Source organism: Falsochrobactrum ovis (assembly GCF_003259955.1).
In the GTDB taxonomy this organism is placed as follows: domain Bacteria; phylum Pseudomonadota; class Alphaproteobacteria; order Rhizobiales; family Rhizobiaceae; genus Brucella; species Brucella ovis_A.
In genome coordinates this window covers 147,208-167,813 of record NZ_QLMK01000001.1, presented here as the reverse complement: position 1 = coordinate 167,813, position 20,606 = coordinate 147,208, and the positions used below count along the sequence as shown (strand labels likewise).

Below are 20,606 nucleotides of genomic sequence, written 5' to 3'. Positions count from 1 at the left end.
CGCATAGGGTCTGAATGTCACAGAACAGGTTATTATTATGAGTAATTTTTCACCTCGGGAAATCGTCTCGGAACTGGATCGCTATATTATTGGCCAGAGCGACGCTAAGCGCGCCGTGGCTATTGCACTTCGCAATCGGTGGCGTCGCCAGCAGCTGGAAGGCCAGATGCGCGAAGAGGTTATGCCAAAAAATATTTTGATGATCGGGCCCACCGGTGTGGGTAAGACCGAAATTTCACGCCGTCTTGCAAAGCTTGCTGGCGCGCCTTTCATCAAAGTTGAAGCGACCAAATTTACCGAAGTTGGTTATGTCGGTCGTGACGTTGAGCAGATAATTCGTGATCTGGTCGAAGCTGCGATCGGGCTTGTGCGTGAGAAAAAACGTGAAGAGGTCAAAGCCAAAGCGCATATTAATGCGGAAGAACGTGTGCTTGATGCGCTGGTCGGTAAGACGGCTAGCCCTGCCACACGTGAAAGCTTTCGCAAGAAGCTGCGTGACGGGCTTTTGGATGATCGCGAAATCGAAATTGAAGTCGCCGATACTGGAGCGGGGCAAAGTTTTGAAATACCCGGCATGCCCGGTGCGAATATCGGGATGATCAATTTGAGTGAAATGTTTGGAAAAGCCATGGGTGGCCGTACCAAACAACGCAAATCTACCGTCCGCGATTCTTATGCAGTTTTGATCAATGACGAGTCAGACAAGCTGCTGGATCAGGAGCAGGTCATTCAAGAAGCGCTGCGCTCAACCGAAAATGACGGCATTGTGTTTCTTGACGAGATCGACAAAATCGCCGCGCGTGAAGGTGGAATAGGTGCAGGCGTATCGCGGGAAGGGGTGCAGCGCGATCTGCTGCCCTTGGTTGAAGGTACCACTGTTGCAACAAAATATGGCCCGGTGAAAACTGACCATATTCTTTTCATTGCTTCTGGCGCGTTTCATGTGTCCAAACCATCGGATCTCTTGCCCGAATTGCAAGGCCGCTTGCCGATCCGTGTTGAACTCAGCGCGCTTACCCGTGAAGATTTCCGGCGGATTCTCACAGAAACCGAAGTGAGCTTGATCAAGCAATATATTGCGCTGATGGCTACCGAAGATGTGAAGCTTGAAATTACCGATGACGCAATTGACGCTCTCGCTGATATTGCGGTTGATCTGAATTCTTCGGTCGAAAATATCGGTGCACGGCGTTTGCAGACGGTGATGGAACGGGTGTTGGACGATATTTCCTTTAATGCGCCTGATAAATCCGGAACGAATTTTGTCGTGGACGCCGAATATGTGCGCAGCACCCTTGGCGATCTTGCGAAGAATACGGATCTTTCCCGCTTTATCCTTTAAGAAAAGTGGCCATAAAGCCACGCTTGCCAAAGCATTGTTGCAAAAACAAAAAATCCTCTCGACTTGTTCGAGGGGGTTTTTTAATTTCCCGGATAGTTTCTGCTGACGATTGTCAAGGACCACTTCCGAAAATGACCAGCTGTTGGGACCGCATTGCGGTTTTTTGTTTTAACAAAATCGCAAAAGCGAAACCCGCTGCATCACTGGCAGCGCTTGCCCTGACATCCCTGCTGGTCATGCAGAGCGCGCAAGCGGCGGTTACTGTGCCTCCAGGCAATCGTAATATTGAACAACCTGCGGTTCCCGGTGCATCTGCGCGCCGCACCAGCCAGCTCAACACAAGCTATCAAGCGAAATATCGCAAAATCTATAATTTGCTGAAAGCCGATGCGGGGTTGCGCTCGAAGATAAGATCAACGGCCGCTGCATATGGTATTGATCCGATACATATCGTCGGGGCCATTGTGGGTGAGCACACCTATAATGTCGATGTTTATGACCGGCTACAGACCTATTATGTAAAGGCTATGTCCTATGTAAAACAGGGCGTAATCTTCAGCTATAATGGTGAGCGGATTGGTGATTTTGTCCGGCGCCCAGAATTTGCTTCCTGCCAAAAATTCAACGATAGCTACTCGCTGTGGACATGTCGTGAAAATATCTGGAACAATAGGTTTCGTGGCAAGACGGTGGCGGGGAAATCTTATCCGAATAATCGTTTCAGCGCTGTGTTTTTTCAGCCTTTTTATGCCGGACAAACCTTTGGTCTGGGTCAAATCAATCCGCTGACGGCGCTGATGATGACAGATATGGTCCATCGTGTTTCGCGCTTGCCAAAGCTTGATGCGAATGATGGTAATGCGGTTTATAAAACCATTATGGATCCCGATCTGACGCTGCCTTATATTGCCGCGACGCTCAAACAGTCGATCACCGCCTATCGACAAATCGCAAATTTCGATATTTCGAAAAATCCCGGTATCACCGCCACCCTTTATAATACTGGCGGGGCAGAACAACGCGCGCGCAATCTGGCAAGGGAAAATGCTCGCCGTAAATCCGCAGGCGAGCCGCTTCTTTTACCGCAAGAAAACTATTATGGTTGGCTGATCAATTCAAAAGCTGACGAGCTGAAAGCGCTTTTCTAGGGCCTGGCCGGAGGGGAAAGCGGCCGCAAACCGCGCCGTCTTTTACGCGCGGCTTCAATCTCTTCGCTCAAACGCTGGATTGTTTCCTGATCAATAATTCGGATATTTCTAGCCAATAAATTGGCAAGCTCGGTCGCTTGCGGTGATAATCCCGACGTATCAATCGTCACGCGTGGATGAGATATAGCTGCGAGATTTTGCAACTCTTCCGCTTCATCCCAGATAATGTTGAAAAAAGTGATGATACGCTGCAACAAATCCCAGGTCGGTTGCCCGCGGCGACCATGTTCAAGCGCTGAAAGATAGGCAGGCGAAACCCGCAGAGCAGCCGCCATTTCCTTCTGGGTGATGTTTCGTTCAGCCCGCAGCTCGCGTAGCCTCTTTCCAAATGGCGTCACTTAGAAAAACCTCCGCCCTGCGTTTGACGACGCAGACGCACATAAAGGGCGCCATCTCCACCATGATGACGCGCAGCATCCTCATAGGCGCTGACCAGAAGTCTGAAAATCGGGGTAGAAAACCAATGCGGGACCGCCTGTCGCAATATGCCTGCGCTTCCAAAAGACCGGCCCTTACCGGTAATCACCATCACATGTTTAAGACCGCGCGCATGGGCGCCCAGCAAAAAACCATAAAGCAATTCATAGGCTTCGCTCTGTGTCAGACCATGCAGATCAATGCGTGCCTCAATATCAACCCGGCCTTTGGATATTTTTTTGTGGGTTGGCCGATCAAAATTATAGATTGGCATTTCACGCGGAGCGGAAATCCTGGCTTTTGTTTTTTTCTCTTGCGGATAAACAGGTTTGGCTGTTGGTTTTGCAGGCTTGGCAAGTTTTGGTGCCGGTTCAACGGATTTTATTTCTGCCTCCAAACGGGGAAGCTGTTTACCGGGAAGCGGCGTTGCAGTTTTTGCCACCATTTCCCACAGGATGCGATCTTCCGCTCGAAGAAAGTTGGAGGGCCGGGATTTTTTTGTAGCCATTTTATGCTCCCACCAATTGACGGGGAACCAGCGCATAAAAATCCGCCCGATGCTTGATGCCGCCAGCAATCTCACCAGCTGCATCACCGGAGCCAGCAAAAAGATCGCCACGAGCGAGGCCGACAATGGCGGTGCCGGTATCTTGAGCGATCATCAGGCGCGAAAATGGCCGATTATCGAATGCGGTGAGATGAGGTGCATTTACAAAAAAAGGCGTGCCGAAACTGTGTAAATTTCTGTCAACAGCCATGGAGCGACCGGCAGTAAGCGGGACTTTGGCGGCTGCGATTGGTCCGGCATTAGGGTCATCGACCGGGGCTTCGCGGAAGAAAATATAAGAGCGGTTGCGCCACATTAATTCGTCAGCCCTCTCCGGATTGTCTTGCAGCCATTGCCGGATTGTTCGCATAGTGACCGCATCCGCTGATATTTCGCCATCCTCCACAAGAATGCGCCCGATCGCTGTGAAAGGATGTCCGGTTTTTGCAGCATAAGTAATGCGCATTGTCGTGCCGTCAGCAAATTCCAGCCGAGCAGCACCCTGGATATGAGCGAAAAAAGCATCAATCCGGTTTTCGACAAATGCCAATTCCAGACCACGACCGGCGAGGCTTCCCTGCTCAATCGCACGACGGTCATCATATTCTTTGAGACCGGTTTGGGTTTTTCGTGCAAAGCGAAAAGAAGGATCCAGCCCTGTCGGTCTGTCCTTATCCGCGATCTTTACCAGGTCGTCCGGTGGCGAAAGAAATAGCACTTTGAAACGATGATCGGCATGGCGAGAAGCTTTTATAACCGGCTCATAATAGCCGGTTACAAAAGCTTGAGCTTCGCCCCCAGTGTTTAAAAGTGGTTCAGCGCTTGGGTTTGGCTCGGCGATCAGACAGGGTATGAAAAAATCTTCGAAAAATGCCCGCGCCTGAAATTTATCGGGATTTTCGATTTCACGCGCTGCGGCAAAGGCTGGCTTGAGAGCTTCAAACGATATGCCGAGGCTTCCAGACTTATAAGAAGAGTTTTTTGTATAATCCGCCGAACGGCGAAAGGCGTGAAAAGCCAGCGACTGATCGTCCAACTCCCAGCCGGGACAGTTTGAAAAGCCCAATGGCTGTAAAAACTTCGCCAATTTTACCACGCGCACGAATCCGGCTCTGATTTCGGGACAGGCCCGATTGCTCAAAGCCCGGTGCATATAGACCGGGCTGTTCGCTTAACCCCCGGGTTATTCAACCCGAAATGCGAAATTATTCCTCAGCTTCAGTCGCAACCAATTTCCAATTTGGATCACGGCTGCGCGTATCGCGGGCAAAGGTCCAAAGATCCTTGATTTCAATGACGTTCTCCAGATCGCCATCAATCACTTTGCCGTCTTTGTCTAGCGTTGCCGAGATCATCTGGCTGATAATATTCATTGTAATATGGGCTTCAGTTCCCTTCATATCGGCATGGGAAATTTCCGCCTTATCGATCCCCACAAACGATGAACGCAGGGTTTCTCCGCGCGCTTCACGCTCGTCAATGGCCGCAATGAAGCCTTCAAAAACATCCTTCGACAAAAGATTTTTTAAAACCTTACGATCACCATCTGCAAATGACATCACTGTCATTTCATAAGCGATTTTAGCGCCTTCTATAAATTTGTCCGGATCAAATGACGGATCGGCAGCAAGAATGGCACGCAAGCCATCATTGACCGATGTTCCCACAGGAGCAATTTTATCGATGGCAGTGAAGTCTTTTTCCGTGCTGCGGCGGGGAAGCGAAATTACATTATCGCTTTCAGCACTGCCGGCCGGCACTTCCGCACTTCGTGCAGAATAGGGGTCAAAAGGTGGTTTTTCGTTCCCAGTCCGACGGCCAAGCACATTTCTCAGCTGAAGAAAAATCACAACTGCCGCGATAAAGAAGAAAAACGTGCCAAAATCGAAAAATTCCATGCTTTCTGCCACCACCTGACGGGCCGGGATTTGTCGCTCCCTTCCGTCTTCAAAATTTCGTTGTCTCTACATATAGATCGGCTTCATTAATCATTCAAATCCTGATCTCGCATAACTATATTATTCTCAGCCGAAGATCAGTTATCCAGATCTATGCATTTAATCGGAAAATGATTATTTTCGAGCATAATGCCCTCGTAACCGCAAAACATAAAGGTCGTACGCAGCGTGTTTCCTTCTTTAGCCATACTCGTCCTGCTGGCGATGCCCTTCATAGAAATCGCCGGATTTGTGATTGTCGGCAGTAAAATCGGTGTTTTGGCAACGCTTGGCCTGATCATTCTCAGCGCGATGCTGGGTTTTTTCCTGCTGCGCGTGCAGGGGACCGGAATTTTACAGCGTATGCGCAGCGAAACCGCTGCTGGTCGCGTTCCTGATCGAGAAATCGTGCATGGCGCAATGCTTGCGCTTGCGGCCTTTTTGCTGATTGTGCCAGGCTTTGTTACCAGCGCCATTGGATTGCTATTGGTTATTCCTTTTGTGCGCGATCTTGTGTGGGACAAGCTGTTGCGTGGTCGGATGGTGGTTGCCACCACATCAACGCGCTATTCACAATCTTATACGGATCAGCCTTATAGCCGGCCGCTTGATGACCGGGTGATTGATCTTGATCCGGATGATTATTCAGACCAGCCTGACCCGAATTCTCCCTGGTCGCCCAACAAGAAAGATCAGTAATTGCACGACTACTAAGGTTAAAACCCATTCTTGCCTCTACCTGTCTACCATGCTAGCCAAGCATAAGAGTTTGGTTTGTGGTGTGATCAGAGGATTGGGGTCTAGGGGAAATCTAGCACCTCTTTCGAGAGTTTTTCAGACCGGAGGCTGAACGGAATATGGATTTAAAAGAAGGCACCCAATAATGGCACAAACGCCCAGCGATAAGGCCGCAACTGGCGAAGTGAAGAATGAAAATGGCGCAAATACTCAGCCATCCCTCAATATTCTTGCACAATATGTAAAAGATCTTTCCTTCGAAAGTCCGGGTGCGCCACTGTCGCTGCGTCCACGCGAGAAGGCTCCCGCGATCAATATTAATGTGAATGTGAACGCAAATCCGCTTTCCGAGACGGATTTTGATGTCGTGCTCACACTTGAAGCCAAAGCCATGGATGGCAAAGACGTTCTGTTTAATATTGAACTGGTTTATGGCGGGGTATTTCGTGTGCAGGGCGTTCCGCAGGAGCGTACGCTGCCATTGTTGTTCATCGAATGCCCGCGTCTTCTCTTCCCATTTGCGCGCCAGATCGTCGCCGACGCAACTCGCAACGGTGGATATCCGCCGCTGATGATCGATCCGATTGATTTTGGTCAAATGTTCCAACAGCGTATGGCAGAGGAACAGGCCAAAGCAGCAGTAAAGAACTGATTTTTATCAGAACAAAGAGCAAAGCCCGGCTAGGCCGGGCTTTTTCTTAACTCTTGTTCAATTCGAACATATTTATTCCACACGGCCTTTTCTCCAAGCCTTGCGATCATCGCAGCATGGGCGGCGCGTTCTTTTGGGCTAATACGTGGTGGCAAAGGGCGTGGACGCGGGCGCAAGATGATGGTTTGGCTATTTTGCGAACCCCCATCCTCGTCAGAACTGCCAGAAGTGCTTAAACCGAGCGCGGTTTGCTTACCGCCTATCAGCTCAATATAGACTTCCGCCAAAATTTCAGAGTCGAGCAATGCCCCGTGCAATGTTCGATGCGAATTATCAATCCCATAGCGCCTGCATAATGCATCAAGTGAATTGGGGCCTATGGGATGTCGGCGACGGGCGAGGGCTAATGTATCGACAATCCGTTCGACTGGAATTTCCGGGCGGTTCAGCCGAGCCAATTCAGCATTAATGAAGCCAAGATCGAACATGGCATTATGCGCGACGAGCTGGGCACCATCGAAAAATTCCAAAAATTCATCGACAATTTCCGCGAAGCTCGGTTCATTGAGCAATTGCTCATTGCTAATACCGTGGATAGCAAGCGCTTCAGGATGCACCTGTCGGCCTTGCGGATTGATGAATTTATGAAAGGTTCGACCTGTTGGAAACCGGTTGATCAGCTCAACACCACCGATCTCGATGACGCGATCTTCTAACCGTTCAAGTCCTGTCGTTTCCGTATCAAATACGATTTCACGCATTTTGGCCTCTCAATCTCTTCCCGTTCTTATAACATGTGGCATCGGGTGATCGGGGCTTGGTCAATTCTTTCCACGCAAATTCTTTAGGATATTTTCAATCTGCTGGCGGGTCGCTTCAAAACTGCCGCTTGTATCAATGATATAATCTGCTTTTTCTCGCTTTTGTGCGTCCGGCATCTGTCGTGCGAGGATAGATTCCAGTTTTTCGATGGTCATTTCTGGCCTTGCGAGCACGCGCTGGCGTTGAATTTCTTCTGGTGCCGACACAACCACAATTTTGTCGACCCGGTGCTGCGCGCCCGTTTCAAAAAGAAGTGGAATATCCAGCAAAACGATATCAGCTTTTTCTTTAATGGCTTTATCCATAAAAGCCGCTTCTTCCTGGCGCACCAGTGGATGAACTATTGCTTCCAGCTGTTTCAACGCTTGCGCGTTTCCCAAAACTTGAGCTGATAATTTTTGCCGATCCACAACGCCATTGGTCACGGTTCCTGGAAAGGCTTTTTCGATCAAGGGTGCTGCGCGCCCAGCATAAAGCCTATGAACAGCATCATCGGCGCTATAGATGGGCACTCCCATTTCCGCAAACATTTTTGCGGCTGTGGTCTTTCCCATACCGATGGAACCCGTCAGACCAATAACTATCATAAAGCACCAGCCTTTTTCATATCGGCCAAAATGTGATCACGCAGCGCTTTGGTAACTTGCGGTCGGGTGCCAAACCACCGTTCAAAACCGGGAACAGCCTGATGCAGTAACATGCCCAGCCCATCGACCGTTCTCAGACCAGCAGTTTCTGCTGCAACAAGAAAGGGTGTTTTGAGTGGGATATAAACAATATCCGTTGCAACAGCTGATTTCTCAGCTAATTCCAAATTAAGCGGAAAAGCTTGAGTTTCTCCGCCGCCTTTCATACCCAACGAGGTTGTGTTGACGATCAAGCCCGCTCCGGGCAATAAATTGTCCGCGTCCTCCCAGCCGTGCGCCAAAACACCATGCCCGAAATATGTAGCCAAATCTTGGGCTCTGCTTAGAGTGCGATTAACCACCGCAATTTTTGAAAATCCGCGCATTTTCAAAGCATGGACAATAGCGCGTCCGGCTCCGCCCGCTCCAAGAACCAAAGCCGTATCGGAATTGTCCCAACCGGGTGCGCCAGCATCTAAATTGGCTGCAAACCCGTAGGCATCGGTATTGCCGCCGCAAAGCCTGCCATTTTCAAACCAAAGCGTGTTAACAGCGCCAATTGCCATGGCAGCTTCGTCATGGCTTTGCGCCGCTGCAAAGGCGGCTTCTTTGTGCGGGATGGTGACATTTCCACCGGCAAAACCATTTGCTGCTAGGCCAGCAGCAAAGGAGGAAAGCTCATCGGGTTTGACTTCAATAGCTTGATATGAGCCATCAATCCCATATTGATTGAGCCAAAATTGATGAATTAGCGGCGAGCGGGAATGTTTAATTGGAAAGCCGGTTACAAAGGCTCTGGTCTTAGCCATCAATAAGATTTTCCTTCCTCAACTGAGCCAATAACGGCAATAGGGGCAGCCCGACAATGGTGAAGTAATCGCCATCAATCTTATCAAAAAGCTGTATCCCCGGGCCTTCAATTTGATATGCACCGACGCTGGAAAGCGCAATATCACCGACACGGCCTAAATAGCGGCCGATAAAACCCGGATCGAGATCGCGCATGGTCATGCGCGCAACCGAAACATGGCGCCACAGGGTTTGACCATTTTTTGCAAGTACCACAGCGCTGTTTAGTTGATGTGTCTTACCGGAAAATTGCAAAAGTTGGCGTCTGGCCTGTTCCATATTTTCGGGCTTGTGAAATACTTGGTCGCCCAAAGAAAGGGTCTGATCACATCCGATAACCACTGCATCCGGATGGGCTTCACTGACATTAAGCGCCTTGGCTTCGGCCAAAACCAAAGCCACATCATCGGGCGTTGCGCCAGTTTCATAAAGCGGTGTTTCCGCAGCTCTTTCGTCAATATCAGCACTCTGGGTCGTAAATTCGATACCAGAATTTTTGAGAAGAGCTGCCCGAAAAGGGCTTTTTGAAGCGAGAATGAGTTGGGTCATGTCAGTCTTCCTTTGGAATTGCGCAACAAAGCCAGTAATGCCGCGGCAGCTATTTTTTCAATAAGAACGATGCTGGGTTCTACATCAACTCCCCGAGAATAATATTTATCCATGGCTGCGTTCGAATGAACGAATAAATCCTCAACGGGCCGTAGATTGCCAGATTGCAGCTCCCCAGCCCTTATTTTAGAGATTCTCTGCCTCGCATCAGAAATTAAGAGAAGATGAAAGCATGAATGCGGGCTTGGCCACAGTTTTCTGGTCTCTCTGTTGATGAGTGTGCGTAAATTTTTCTCTTCATTAATGGACCCGAGAAGGATGGGAAAACTTGGTCAGTCATCCACAGCGAGCGAACATGTGCGCAACAAATTGTTGCTGTTGTGGATAAGACTCGTAACATGTAATAACCAAAATTTATCACCAGCTTGTCCACATGCAAACATTAGCTGCGGCAATTGGCAACCCATTATTTTCAATGAAAAAATTGCGTTATCATCGGTTTTATCCCATCTTAGGCAAAGTTATTACACATGGTAATGCGAGCAAACAGGATCTGTGGGCAAATGCATCACTCATCCTAATCCCCGATTCCAACAGACTCTAAGAAACAAAAGATTCCAGAATCTTCCTTTCTTTTAGAAAAACAGCTGGGAAAACTCTTTGCTCGCAACCCGAGAGGGAATCAGGCAATCCATTAATCAGGTTGCCGTGGTCAGCAGGATGGAAAATATGAAACGCAAAGTCTTGAGAGTGATCGATGGTGAAGCAGTCTTCCCACCACCAATCTGGATGATGCGTCAGGCCGGAAGATATCTTCCTGAGTATCGAGAAGTTCGCAAACAGGCCGGTGGGTTTCTGGAACTGTGTTATTCACCGGATTTGGCTGTCGAAGTGACTTTGCAGCCTATTCGACGTTTTGGCTTTGATGCTGCAATTCTGTTTTCAGATATTTTGGTTATCCCTCACGCTCTTGGAAGAGATCTTCGCTTTGAAGAAGGCAGAGGGCCGTTGATGACTCCGATGGATGCCGATGAGATATTTTGGCTTGAGACAGAAGGGGCAGCAAAGAGATTAGAACCGGTTTATGAAACAGTTCGTTTGTTGCGTGATCAGCTTCCAGATGAAACAACGCTTTTAGGATTTTGTGGAGCTCCATGGACGGTTGCGACTTACATGATCGCAGGTCATGGCACGCCTGATCAGGCTCCGGCACGCCTTTTTGCCTATCGCCATCCAGAAGCTTTTGAAAAACTTATGAATGATTTGGCCGATGTCTCCGCTGAATATCTTATTCAGCAATTGAAAGCGGGGGCAGATGCACTACAAATTTTTGATTCCTGGTCGGGAGTTCTGGACGAGGATTGTTTTGAGCGTTTCTGCATTCGGCCTGTCGCCCGGATTGTTCAAAAAGTCAGAGCCGTTTATCCAGATGCTCGCATCATAGGTTTTCCGAAAGGAGCGGGTACGCTTTATTCGACCTATCGTGAGAAGACCGGGGTCGATGTGTTAGGTCTTGATTGGGCGGTTCCTCATTCCTTTGCAGCAGAATTGCAAAAGCAAGGAGCGGTGCAGGGTAATCTTGATCCTTTACGCGTTGTCGCAGGAGGGGAAGCGCTTGACGAAGGCGTGGACGCGATTTTGAAAAATTTAGGGCAGGGCCCGTTAATATTTAATTTGGGCCATGGGATCACGCCGCAGGCACCAATAGAGAATGTTCAGCGGATGATTGACCGGATTAGGGGATCGCAGGCATGAATGAGGCAAACCAAGATAGTCGAGGCTCAGGCGCTTTGAAACGGGCGATTATCGGTGTTCTCGCTGTTCTACTGGGGACTTTGGCTTTGTTTCACGTGAATCCTACGGTTTTTTATCCTTGGATTAAATCGCTACATGTGATCGCGATTATCGCATGGATGGCAGGCATGTTATATTTGCCGCGCCTGTTTGTTTATCACTGCGATGCTGCCCCAGGCTCTGATAAATCAGAAACTTTTAAAGTCATGGAACGCAGATTATTGCGTTTCATCATCAATCCGGCAATGGTCGTAAGTTGGATTGCCGGATTATGGCTTGCTTGGCAGATATTTAGCTTTAAAGGTGGTTGGCTTCACGCAAAGCTGCTTCTGGTAGTGCTTTTATCTGGGCTTCATGGTTATCTTTCCAAAGCAACAAGATTGTTTGCTCAAGATAAGAATACCAAAGCTGCACGCCATTGGCGGGTTATCAATGAAGTCCCAACGGTTTTGATGATCTTGATCGTGATCTTGGTGATTGTGAAGCCATTTTGAATATAATAAACCCGGATTTTTCCGGGTTTTTTATTTGCGCGTAAGAATTTTGATAAGTTTGGAATTTTTTTATCTCGATACCAAAAACAGCTACTTGCGCTTTTAGTCGTGAATCGGTATTAAAGAGACCTCTTCCCATCATAATAGCAGACATTCGATGCCGGTCACATCAGTGACCACCTTTCCGAACCACTGCATTTTTCCCTACATTTTAAAAGAGCTCCTTGCCCATGCAGGAAATGAAACTCCAAGAACTTAAAAACAAGACGCCGGTTGAGCTTCTAGCCTTTGCAGAAACGCTTGAGGTGGAGAATGCGAGCGCTATGCGCAAGCAGGAACTGATGTTCGCCATTCTCAAAAAGCTGGCGGCGCAGGATATAGAGATTATCGGTGAGGGTGTCGTTGAAGTTCTGCAGGACGGATTTGGTTTCCTGCGTTCAGCAGATGCCAACTATCTGCCCGGTCCAGATGATATTTATATTTCCCCGTCGCAATTGCGGCGGTTTTCGCTCAAAACCGGCGATACGGTTGAAGGGCCTATTCGTGGACCAAAAGAGGGCGAGCGTTATTTTGCGTTGCTCAAGGTCAATACGATCAATTTTGAAGACCCGGAAAAAATCCGTCATAAAGTCCATTTTGACAATTTGACACCGCTTTATCCCAATGAGCGTTTCAAAATGGAACTTGAGGTTCCAACTTCAAAAGATTTGTCGTCGCGGGTTATTGATCTGGTTGCTCCGCTTGGAAAAGGCCAGCGCGGGTTGATTGTTGCACCGCCGCGTACGGGTAAAACCGTTCTTTTGCAAAATATCGCCCATTCGATCACGGCTAATCATCCCGAATGCTATCTGATTGTTCTTCTGATTGACGAACGTCCGGAAGAAGTCACTGACATGCAGCGTTCTGTGAAAGGTGAGGTTATTTCCTCGACCTTTGATGAGCCGGCTTCACGCCACGTTCAGGTTGCGGAAATGGTTATTGAGAAGGCGAAGCGCCTTGTCGAACATGGTCGCGATGTGGTCATTTTGCTCGATTCCATTACGCGATTGGGCCGTGCATATAATACGGTGGTGCCGTCATCGGGTAAGGTTTTGACCGGTGGTGTCGATGCCAATGCGCTGCAACGTCCAAAACGCTTCTTTGGTGCCGCACGCAACATTGAAGAGGGCGGATCGCTCACGATTATTGCTACGGCGCTGATCGATACCGGTTCGCGTATGGATGAAGTTATCTTTGAAGAATTCAAGGGTACCGGCAACTCGGAAATCGTTCTGGATCGTAAAGTGGCCGATAAGCGTATCTTCCCATCGATGGATATTCTTAAATCCGGTACGCGTAAGGAAGATCTGCTTGTGCCGCGTGCTGATCTTCAGAAAATCTTTGTGCTGCGTCGCATTCTTGCACCAATGGGAACAACCGATGCGATTGAGTTCTTGATTGATAAGCTGAAGCAAACCAAGAGCAATAGCGAATTCTTCGATTCAATGAATACGTAATCAGCGAATACGTAAATTAATTGGATCAAGCGCACTGACTATTGAATACCGGGTTAAAAACCCGGTATTTTTATGCCCTATTCCTCAAGCAGTAATTTTAATTCTTGAGCTGTTCCCACAGGTGGAAGACAAAGACTGCCCTTACACAGCCACGCGGCGGGAGCTCGTGTTTCGACGGTGCCGCCGATTTGAAGGTTGATCGATTTTCCGGTTTCAAATGGGATAAATTGATCTAACCGTCGGGGATCTGGGTTTTGGTTAGCTATCGCAACAAGCGGGTCGTTTTTATCGATTGCGGTGATGGTGAGCGAGAGAGGGTAGGCGAATAAGCGCCCAGCATTCATGATTCCGATCTGTCCATAGTGCTGGTTAAGCGCGCGACCCATCGCTTGTTCGACCAAAATTGCGGTCTGCTGATAAAGTTCAGTATCGCCAGTTGCTAGAAAAAGCCGTGTGAAAGCTTCAATGATTTGGCTTGTCGCGCTGGGGATTGCTTCATCGTGATCGCCATAATTATGAAGAATAACATCATCCGCATGAATAGCGGATAAACGATAATTCCCGGCCGCATCACGATGATTATTATCCAATGCGTCTTTGTAGCTCTTGGCCTGTTCAAGGTAAACGGGGTTGCCTGTCGCCTCTAATAGGGCAAGGGCAGCGTTGATCATCGATGCATAATCCGATGAAAGTCCGGGATAGACCACGATTTCATCCATTCGGCAATGTGCCAATTGGCCGTTTTGAAAGGTTGATGCCACGGCTTGATAAGCGCGTTGAGCATGTTCAATCCAATAAGAGCGCTGCAAGCTACGCCCGGCCTCAGTTAGAGCTCTAATAGCAAGTGCGTTCCAATCGGTAAGCGCTTTATCATCGCGTGCTGGTCGTACTCGTTTATTTCTTTCGCTTAGCAGTGTCTTTTTTGCTGAGATGATATGTTGCGGCAGCGGTAGGTTTTCATGAACCTGGTGAAGACGGTTTAATATGTTCTGTCCTTCCCAGTTACCTTGCCGGGTAACACAATAGAATTCTTTAAACTCAGGCGCTTGATCACCTAAAATTCCATCTATTTCATCTGCCTGCCAGACGTAAAATTTGCCTTCTATCCCCTCGCTATCTGCATCTAGGCTGGAAGCAAAACTGCCGTCGTCTAGTCGCAGTTCATCAATCATCCATTCAATCGTCTCTTCGATTCGGATACGAAACAAGTCGTCATTGGTTTCCGCATAGGCCCAATTCAAATGTCGGATGAGCTGGGCATTATCGTAAAGCATCTTTTCGAAATGAGGGACAAGCCATTGAGCATCCGTGCTATATCGGCAAAGTCCTCCGCCCAAATGGTCATAAATACCGCCGTGCAGCATTGTTCTCAAAGATCGAAGAAAATGATCACGATGTTCGAGTTGATGATTGTTGAGCCAGGATAGCCACAAGGCGTCCATAAACGGTGCGTTGGGAAATTTTGGTGCTCCGCTAATGCCACCGAATATGGGATCAAATAGTGAGCTTATGCGATCAGCAAATTGTTCAAACCGTGTTGGATCGTTAGTCGCCGCCTCATTTTGAGCTGCGAGTTTTCCTTCAAGATGAGAAAATATTGCTTCTGCATTATGGTTTATTTTATCTTTATTATCGTTCCATAGATTATTGATGGCGTATAAAATATCGACAAAACCGGGTCGATCCGCAGTGGATTTCTTCGGAAAATAAGTTCCACCCCAAAATGGTTTGCCGTCAGGCCGCAAAAATATAGTAAGCGGCCACCCGCCTTGCTGCCCCATCGCTGTAAGCGCAGACATATAGATCTGGTCAATATCGGGCCGTTCCTCTCGGTCGACCTTTACATTGATAAAAAGCTCATTCATTACGTTGGCAACAGCTTCATCCTCAAAGGATTCATGCGCCATGACATGACACCAATGACATGCTGCATATCCGATGGAGAGAAGGATTGGCCGATCTAATAGCCGCGCAGCCTCTAAAGCTTTTTTATCCCATGGCTGCCAATGCACGGGATTGTGCGCATGTTGACGTAAATAAGCGCTGGGCTCATTAGCGAGGCGGTTGCTAGAAATTGTCATGTGGCATTCTTTCATGATCGGATTATAGGCGGCGTCACCGGGCTGAGATCAGCTTAATTGATAGTATAGGGCAGAGAATAAAATGGTCGAACAGGATGGTTTTCACGAAACCGTATTTGCATTGTCGAGTGGACGATTACCATCCGGCGTGGCTGTTATCCGAGTTTCAGGCCCGCAAGTTCAATTTATAATGAAAACAATAATCGGAGAAGTGCCGCCCCCGCGTTACGCAGCACTAAAGACATTACGTAGCCGTAACAGTGACACAATAGATCGCGGATTGGCTATATTTTTCCCAGGCCCCAATAGCTTTACTGGTGAAGACTGTGCGGAATTTCATTTGCATGGCGGCAAAGCTGTGGTCGAGCGGCTTTTAGAAGAGCTTGCCGGATTTCCAAATTGCCGTAGTGCTGAAGCTGGGGAATTTACGCGGCGAGGTTTTACCAATGGTAAAATGGATCTGACCATTGCTGAGGGGCTTGCTGACCTTATTTCCGCGGAAACAGAAGGGCAACGTCGTCTTGCCATGCAGGTAGCCTCTGGATCGCAACGTAATCTTTATACGGGTTGGCGGCAGCGCCTTCTGCGCGCCCGAGCTCTTATTGAGGCTGAGCTTGATTTTTCCGACGAGGGCGACGTTCCGGGATCTGTATCCGACAAGGTTTGGAGCGAGCTGGGCAAACTCAAATTAGAAATTGAAAATCACATCGATGCCGGCAAACGAGCAGCTATGCTGCGAGATGGTTTGCATATAGTCATTGCGGGCGCGCCCAATGCAGGTAAATCCAGCTTACTGAATTTTCTTTCGGGCCGAGAAGTTGCGATCATATCAGACGAGGCGGGCACGACGCGTGATCTTCTTGAAGTGAAATTAGATCTTGGTGGCATTCCAGTCTATATTACCGATACGGCCGGGTTGCGCGAGACAACCAGTGCGGTTGAAAAAATAGGTATAGAGCGCGCTTTGGAACGCATATCTGAGGCAGATTTAGTGCTATTGCTGGAGGATATGCAAAATCCAATATCAGTAGCGATCGACGCCGGAGCTACGGAAATTTGGACAATTGGTACCAAAAACGACTTAACGGCCACAACGACCCGACAAACGGATTTCAAAATTTCTACCGTAACCGGCGCGGGGTTAACTGAACTATTGGACCGCCTGCAGCAGTTTGCGGAAGATCGAATTGGCGACATGAACGACGCAGTACCGACCCGCCAACGACATATTAGATTACTTCGCTCAGCCATCACAGAAATTGAAACTGCTATTAATAGCGTAGATATCCCGCTGGAATTGCGCGCCGAGAACATGCGACTAGCGTCCCAGTATCTTGGAAGAATAACCGGAGATGTTGACGTAGAAGAAATCTTAGATGTGATTTTTTCTCAATTTTGCATCGGAAAATAGACACAGTTTGATGATTCACGTGAAACATCCATGAACGGCAGTGTAAGATGGGATTAAACGAGCGATAGTTTTGTTTCACGTGAAACAACTGTGGAGTCTGCTCTAATTCGTTGACATCTGGTTCAGCTTGTGAGTCTACCCCTTAACTTGGCTAGATATCTTTCCAGCTAACACTTCCGTTAATTCAATTTTCGTGGCAAGAAGCAAATATTCTAATAGTTCGGATTTGCAGATGAAACTTGTATCAACTCACGACGTCAAGGCTTTCGACGTTATCATCATCGGCGGAGGGCACGCAGGATGTGAAGCAGCAGCAGCGGCGGCGCGCGCCGGTGCGAATACGGCGCTCATCACTCACCGATTTGATACAATTGGCGTTATGTCCTGTAACCCGGCCATCGGAGGGTTAGGGAAAGGCCATCTCGTGCGTGAGATTGATGCGCTTGATGGATTGATGGCGCGGGCGGCTGATAAAGCTGGGATCCAGTTTCGCCTGTTGAACCGCCGTAAAGGTCCGGCGGTGCGTGGCCCGCGTACGCAGGCAGATCGCAAGCTTTATAAACTCGCAATTCAAGAGCTAATATCTGAACAAGAAAATCTGACCATCATCGAAGGTGGCGCGCATGATATTGTGGTAGAGGATGATAGGATTACCGGAGTCGTTCTTTCGGACGGACGAGTAATTTCGTGTGCTGCTGCCGTTATTACTACTGGAACGTTCTTGAATGGATTGATCCATATAGGTGATAAGCAATTTCCGGCGGGTCGGATGGGCGAGAAGCCGGCCTTGGGCTTATCGGAGAAATTCGACAAGTTGGGATTTGCGCTGGGACGTCTTAAAACCGGTACACCGGCTCGGCTGGATGCGCGGACAATTGATTGGAGCGGACTTGCATTTCAGTCTGCCGACGAGAACCCGATACCGTTTTCTTTGATGACGGATCGGATTACGACGCCGCAGATCGATTGCGGGATCACGCACACGACGACCAAGACCCATGATATTATTCGGGCCAATCTGCACCGATCTGCGATGTATTCCGGCTCCATTGAAGGGATTGGACCGCGATATTGTCCGTCAGTCGAGGATAAAATCGTTAAGTTTGCAGACAGAGATAGTCATCAGATATTTCTCGAGCCGGAAGGGCTTGATGATCATACCATTTATCCCAATGGTATTTCGACCTCACTTCCAGAGGATGTTCAGCGAGAGATTTTGAAATCCATTCCAGGATTAGAAAATGCTCTAATGCTGCAGCCTGCTTATGCGATCGAATATGATTTTATCGATCCTCGTGAATTAAAACGAAGCTTGGAAACCAGACGGGTTATAGGATTATTCCTCGCTGGTCAGATCAACGGAACCACCGGTTACGAGGAAGCTGCGGCGCAAGGGCTTTTGGCGGGGATGAATGCCGCACGGTTTGCGAGCGGCAGTGAACCTGTTATTTTACAAAGAACAGAAGCCTATATTGGTGTAATGATAGACGATTTAACCTCACGAGGGGTTACGGAACCATATCGGATGTTCACGTCACGGGCTGAGTTCCGTTTGTCCTTACGTGCTGATAATGCGGATCAGCGCTTAACGCCTATGGCTGAAAGTTGGGGAATTTTAGGGGAAGATCGGCGCCGGAAGTTTAAAGCCGTGAATGACATGTTGGACAAAGCCCGACAGCAAACCAAAGCCTTGAACATAAGCCCGAACCTTGCGGCCAAATTCCAACTGAATTTGAATATGGATGGTGTGCGACGATCAGCCTATGAGCTGTTATCTTATCCGAATATTGCCTTCGAACAGTTGGTTGAGATTTGGCCGGAACTGAATGATGTTGACGCGAAAACACGCGAGGCTTTGGAAATTGAATCGCAATATTCAGTTTATTTAAAGCGCCAGCAGAATGATATTGCAATTATGGAGCGCGAGGAGCGGCTTTCGATTCCGGATTCGCTGGATATGGAATCCATATCAGGGCTATCAAACGAGCTTAAACAGAAATTAAAACTTCGTCGGCCTGCCACGATTGCTGAAGCGCAAAGAGTGGATGGCATGACCCCGGCGGCAGTGGCGCTATTAATTGCGCAGATCAAAAAGCATAGCGCTAGAGCGAAGCGTGCCAAAGAAAGTTTAGTCAATTAAAGATGAATGTGGATATCAAAACTAAAAGCTTGCGTTCGGTAATACCGCATGTTTCACGTGAAACAGTGGATCGCTTGCTCGGCTTTGAGAGCCTGTTTTTAAAATGGTCAAAGGCTATAAATCTTGCGTCTCCATCGACATTGGCCGATCTTTGGTCGCGGCATGTTCTAGATTGCGCTCAATTATTGCCTTTGGCTCCGAACGCTCAGCGATGGCTAGATCTGGGATCTGGCGGCGGGTTTCCCGGTATTGTGATAGGTTGTTTTTTAAAAGATATCCCTCACGCTTCTATTGATCTTGTCGAAAGTGCGGGAAAAAAAGCGGCCTTTTTGCGAACAGTCTCGGGTCACCTCGATTTACCCGTAAGGATTCACGCAGACCGTATTGAGACAGTTTATTCAAAAATCTCAACGCCCGACGTGATAACTGCACGTGCATTGGCTTCTTTAACGGATTTGTTTGGACTAGCCGAGCCCTGGCTAAAGGCCGGATCTACAGCGCTGTTCCAAAAAGGTAGGGATTACCAAAGAGAAATCGATGAAAGCCGTGTTCGTTGGCGGTTTGATCTGTTAGAACATAGGAGCGCCGTTGATCCGGATTCCGTAATACTCGAAATCAGCAAGCTGCAGCGAGTTTAAGGAAGCCAAAAACGGTAGTGAAAACAGGTCGGCGATGATGAGAACAAGTTCACGTATCATAACGATTGCAAACCAAAAAGGTGGAGTGGGGAAAACAACCACAGCCATTAATTTGGCGACTGCGCTTGCAGCTATCGGGGAAAGTGTTCTGGTGGTCGATTTAGACCCCCAAGGAAATGCGAGCACTGGGCTGGGGATTGATCGACATCAGAGGCCATTATCGTCCTATGACGTGCTGACGCAGGCCGCTTCCACGCCTGAAGCAGCAATCCCAACCGATGTGCCCAATCTTTTTATCGTTCCCTCGACGCTAGATCTGTTGGGAATAGAAATGGAAATAGCGCAGGCTGCGGATCGGGTTCGGCGTCTTAGAGATGCGCTGCGGTTTGACTCGCAAGTAGCGGATAAGTTTTCCTATATATTGATAGACTGTCCGCCATCGCTCAATCTGCTTACGCTTAATGCAATGGCAGCAGCGGATTCGGTCATGGTTCCGCTGCAATGTGAGTTTTTTGCGCTCGAAGGTTTGAGCCAATTACTGGAAACGGTAAGCCAGGTTCAGTCGACAATTAACCCTGGATTGACGATCCAAGGCATTGTCTTGACGATGTTTGATAGGCGAAACAATCTAGCCTCACAGGTGGTCGATGATGTACGCGCATATATGGGGGAGAAGGTTTACCGAACTGTTATTCCTCGCAATGTGCGCGTTTCTGAAGCGCCTTCGCACGGAAAGCCTGCAATTCTTTATGATCTGAAATGTGCAGGAAGTCAGGCTTATCTTCAGCTTGCGTCTGAAGTTATCCAGCGCGAACGGCAGTTGCAGGCCGCTTGACAGATTAATTTGGCTAAACGATTCGACGGT

Annotated in this window: 20 protein-coding genes; 11 read left to right on the top strand and 9 right to left on the bottom strand. The window is 48.5% G+C overall.

What is annotated here, in order from left to right:
• The first annotated feature begins 37 nt into the window (after positions 1–37).
• Both hslU and C7374_RS00800 read left to right on the top strand, forming a co-directional pair.
• Positions 38–1,342 carry an ATP-dependent protease ATPase subunit HslU gene (gene hslU / locus C7374_RS00805; RefSeq protein WP_111573714.1) on the top strand — a complete coding sequence of 435 codons (1,305 nt, stop codon included), beginning with the start codon at positions 38–40 and terminating at the stop codon, positions 1,340–1,342.
• A gap of 131 nt (positions 1,343–1,473) precedes the next feature.
• Complete coding sequence (locus C7374_RS00800) at positions 1,474–2,490, top strand: DUF1402 family protein (protein ID WP_111573713.1); 1,017 nt, start codon at positions 1,474–1,476, stop codon at positions 2,488–2,490.
• Here C7374_RS00800 and C7374_RS00795 read toward each other — a convergent pair.
• The 4 genes from C7374_RS00795 to C7374_RS00780 all read right to left on the bottom strand — a co-directional run bounded on the left by C7374_RS00795 (position 2,487) and on the right by C7374_RS00780 (position 5,412).
• Positions 2,487–2,888, bottom strand: a complete 402-nt coding sequence (locus tag C7374_RS00795; RefSeq protein WP_111573712.1) for a helix-turn-helix domain-containing protein — start codon at positions 2,886–2,888, stop codon at positions 2,487–2,489. The two genes, C7374_RS00800 and C7374_RS00795, sit on opposite strands and share 4 nt — an antisense overlap.
• The gene (locus tag C7374_RS00790; RefSeq protein WP_111573711.1) at positions 2,885–3,475 is read right to left on the bottom strand and encodes a Smr/MutS family protein; all 591 of its coding nucleotides are present in this window, start codon (positions 3,473–3,475) and stop codon (positions 2,885–2,887) included. The genes C7374_RS00795 and C7374_RS00790 overlap by 4 nt, the downstream gene beginning before the upstream one ends.
• Before the next feature lies 1 nt (position 3,476).
• Complete coding sequence (gene mltA, locus C7374_RS00785) at positions 3,477–4,610, bottom strand: murein transglycosylase A (protein ID WP_245412563.1); 1,134 nt, start codon at positions 4,608–4,610, stop codon at positions 3,477–3,479.
• 109 nt (positions 4,611–4,719) lie between these two features.
• Entirely contained in the window at positions 4,720–5,412 is a 693-nt protein-coding gene (locus C7374_RS00780) for a Tim44/TimA family putative adaptor protein (RefSeq protein WP_111573709.1), read from the bottom strand.
• Between the two features lie 228 nt (positions 5,413–5,640).
• On the opposite strand from C7374_RS00780, the gene C7374_RS00775 reads away from it, so the two are divergent.
• Complete coding sequence (locus C7374_RS00775; protein WP_111573708.1) at positions 5,641–6,150, top strand: FxsA family protein; 510 nt, start codon at positions 5,641–5,643, stop codon at positions 6,148–6,150.
• A gap of 184 nt (positions 6,151–6,334) precedes the next feature.
• Entirely contained in the window at positions 6,335–6,841 is a 507-nt protein-coding gene (gene secB, locus C7374_RS00770) for a protein-export chaperone SecB (protein ID WP_111573707.1), read from the top strand.
• A gap of 29 nt (positions 6,842–6,870) precedes the next feature.
• On the opposite strand, the gene dnaQ is transcribed toward secB, so the two are convergent.
• Genes dnaQ through C7374_RS00750 form a run of 4 tightly spaced genes read right to left on the bottom strand, consistent with a single transcriptional unit; the run spans position 6,871 to position 9,687 of the window.
• Entirely contained in the window at positions 6,871–7,602 is a 732-nt protein-coding gene (dnaQ, locus tag C7374_RS00765) for a DNA polymerase III subunit epsilon (RefSeq protein WP_111573706.1), read from the bottom strand.
• Between the two features lie 60 nt (positions 7,603–7,662).
• The gene (gene coaE / locus C7374_RS00760) at positions 7,663–8,250 is read right to left on the bottom strand and encodes a dephospho-CoA kinase (RefSeq protein WP_111573705.1); all 588 of its coding nucleotides are present in this window, start codon (positions 8,248–8,250) and stop codon (positions 7,663–7,665) included.
• Positions 8,247–9,098 (bottom strand): shikimate dehydrogenase, encoded by an 852-nt coding sequence (locus tag C7374_RS00755; RefSeq protein WP_111573704.1) that lies wholly within the window; start codon positions 9,096–9,098, stop codon positions 8,247–8,249. Before C7374_RS00755 ends, coaE begins: the two co-directional genes overlap by 4 nt.
• A complete protein-coding gene (locus C7374_RS00750; protein ID WP_111573703.1) occupies positions 9,091–9,687 on the bottom strand; it encodes a Maf-like protein in 597 nt (198 codons plus the stop codon). The genes C7374_RS00755 and C7374_RS00750 overlap by 8 nt, the downstream gene beginning before the upstream one ends.
• 729 nt (positions 9,688–10,416) lie before the next feature.
• On the opposite strand from C7374_RS00750, the gene hemE reads away from it, so the two are divergent.
• The 3 genes from hemE to rho all read left to right on the top strand — a co-directional run bounded on the left by hemE (position 10,417) and on the right by rho (position 13,471).
• The gene (hemE, locus tag C7374_RS00745; protein ID WP_111574227.1) at positions 10,417–11,442 is read left to right on the top strand and encodes a uroporphyrinogen decarboxylase; all 1,026 of its coding nucleotides are present in this window, start codon (positions 10,417–10,419) and stop codon (positions 11,440–11,442) included.
• A complete protein-coding gene (gene hemJ / locus C7374_RS00740; protein ID WP_111573702.1) occupies positions 11,439–11,975 on the top strand; it encodes a protoporphyrinogen oxidase HemJ in 537 nt (178 codons plus the stop codon). Before hemE ends, hemJ begins: the two co-directional genes overlap by 4 nt.
• 230 nt (positions 11,976–12,205) lie before the next feature.
• Positions 12,206–13,471, top strand: a complete 1,266-nt coding sequence (rho, locus tag C7374_RS00735; RefSeq protein ID WP_111573701.1) for a transcription termination factor Rho — start codon at positions 12,206–12,208, stop codon at positions 13,469–13,471.
• Positions 13,472–13,548: 77 nt separating this feature from the next.
• Here the strand turns inward: rho and C7374_RS00730 are convergent, their stop codons facing one another.
• The gene (locus C7374_RS00730; RefSeq protein ID WP_111573700.1) at positions 13,549–15,552 is read right to left on the bottom strand and encodes a thioredoxin domain-containing protein; all 2,004 of its coding nucleotides are present in this window, start codon (positions 15,550–15,552) and stop codon (positions 13,549–13,551) included.
• Positions 15,553–15,634: 82 nt separating this feature from the next.
• Between C7374_RS00730 and mnmE the strand changes: the two genes are divergently transcribed.
• The 4 genes from mnmE (at position 15,635) to C7374_RS00710 (ending at position 20,576) form a co-directional block, all read left to right on the top strand.
• Entirely contained in the window at positions 15,635–16,963 is a 1,329-nt protein-coding gene (gene mnmE / locus C7374_RS00725; RefSeq protein ID WP_111573699.1) for a tRNA uridine-5-carboxymethylaminomethyl(34) synthesis GTPase MnmE, read from the top strand.
• Between the two features lie 232 nt (positions 16,964–17,195).
• A complete protein-coding gene (gene mnmG / locus C7374_RS00720) occupies positions 17,196–19,103 on the top strand; it encodes a tRNA uridine-5-carboxymethylaminomethyl(34) synthesis enzyme MnmG (protein ID WP_111573698.1) in 1,908 nt (635 codons plus the stop codon).
• Positions 19,104–19,105: 2 nt separating this feature from the next.
• Positions 19,106–19,741: a 16S rRNA (guanine(527)-N(7))-methyltransferase RsmG gene (gene rsmG / locus C7374_RS00715; RefSeq protein ID WP_111573697.1), complete on the top strand. Its 636-nt coding sequence runs from the start codon at positions 19,106–19,108 to the stop codon at positions 19,739–19,741.
• Positions 19,742–19,778: 37 nt separating this feature from the next.
• Positions 19,779–20,576 (top strand): ParA family protein, encoded by a 798-nt coding sequence (locus C7374_RS00710; protein WP_111574226.1) that lies wholly within the window; start codon positions 19,779–19,781, stop codon positions 20,574–20,576.
• The last annotated feature ends 30 nt before the right edge of the window (positions 20,577–20,606 follow it).

What these genes read in the sequence shown, in the direction of transcription:
- mnmE (WP_111573699.1), top strand. Translation starts at nt 15,635, where the DNA reads ATGGTCGAACAGGATGGTTTTCACGAAACCGTATTTGCATTGTCGAGT.
- C7374_RS00730 (WP_111573700.1), bottom strand. Translation starts at nt 15,552, where the DNA reads ATGACAATTTCTAGCAACCGCCTCGCTAATGAGCCCAGCGCTTATTTA.
- secB (WP_111573707.1), top strand. Translation starts at nt 6,335, where the DNA reads ATGGCACAAACGCCCAGCGATAAGGCCGCAACTGGCGAAGTGAAGAAT.
- hemJ (WP_111573702.1), top strand. Translation starts at nt 11,439, where the DNA reads ATGAATGAGGCAAACCAAGATAGTCGAGGCTCAGGCGCTTTGAAACGG.
- C7374_RS00750 (WP_111573703.1), bottom strand. Translation starts at nt 9,687, where the DNA reads ATGACCCAACTCATTCTCGCTTCAAAAAGCCCTTTTCGGGCAGCTCTT.
- C7374_RS00780 (WP_111573709.1), bottom strand. Translation starts at nt 5,412, where the DNA reads ATGGAATTTTTCGATTTTGGCACGTTTTTCTTCTTTATCGCGGCAGTT.
- coaE (WP_111573705.1), bottom strand. Translation starts at nt 8,250, where the DNA reads ATGATAGTTATTGGTCTGACGGGTTCCATCGGTATGGGAAAGACCACA.
- C7374_RS00800 (WP_111573713.1), top strand. Translation starts at nt 1,474, where the DNA reads ATGACCAGCTGTTGGGACCGCATTGCGGTTTTTTGTTTTAACAAAATC.
- hslU (WP_111573714.1), top strand. Translation starts at nt 38, where the DNA reads ATGAGTAATTTTTCACCTCGGGAAATCGTCTCGGAACTGGATCGCTAT.
- mnmG (WP_111573698.1), top strand. Translation starts at nt 17,196, where the DNA reads ATGAAACTTGTATCAACTCACGACGTCAAGGCTTTCGACGTTATCATC.
- rho (WP_111573701.1), top strand. Translation starts at nt 12,206, where the DNA reads ATGCAGGAAATGAAACTCCAAGAACTTAAAAACAAGACGCCGGTTGAG.
- hemE (WP_111574227.1), top strand. Translation starts at nt 10,417, where the DNA reads ATGAAACGCAAAGTCTTGAGAGTGATCGATGGTGAAGCAGTCTTCCCA.
- dnaQ (WP_111573706.1), bottom strand. Translation starts at nt 7,602, where the DNA reads ATGCGTGAAATCGTATTTGATACGGAAACGACAGGACTTGAACGGTTA.
- rsmG (WP_111573697.1), top strand. Translation starts at nt 19,106, where the DNA reads ATGAATGTGGATATCAAAACTAAAAGCTTGCGTTCGGTAATACCGCAT.
- C7374_RS00710 (WP_111574226.1), top strand. Translation starts at nt 19,779, where the DNA reads ATGAGAACAAGTTCACGTATCATAACGATTGCAAACCAAAAAGGTGGA.
- C7374_RS00790 (WP_111573711.1), bottom strand. Translation starts at nt 3,475, where the DNA reads ATGGCTACAAAAAAATCCCGGCCCTCCAACTTTCTTCGAGCGGAAGAT.
- C7374_RS00755 (WP_111573704.1), bottom strand. Translation starts at nt 9,098, where the DNA reads ATGGCTAAGACCAGAGCCTTTGTAACCGGCTTTCCAATTAAACATTCC.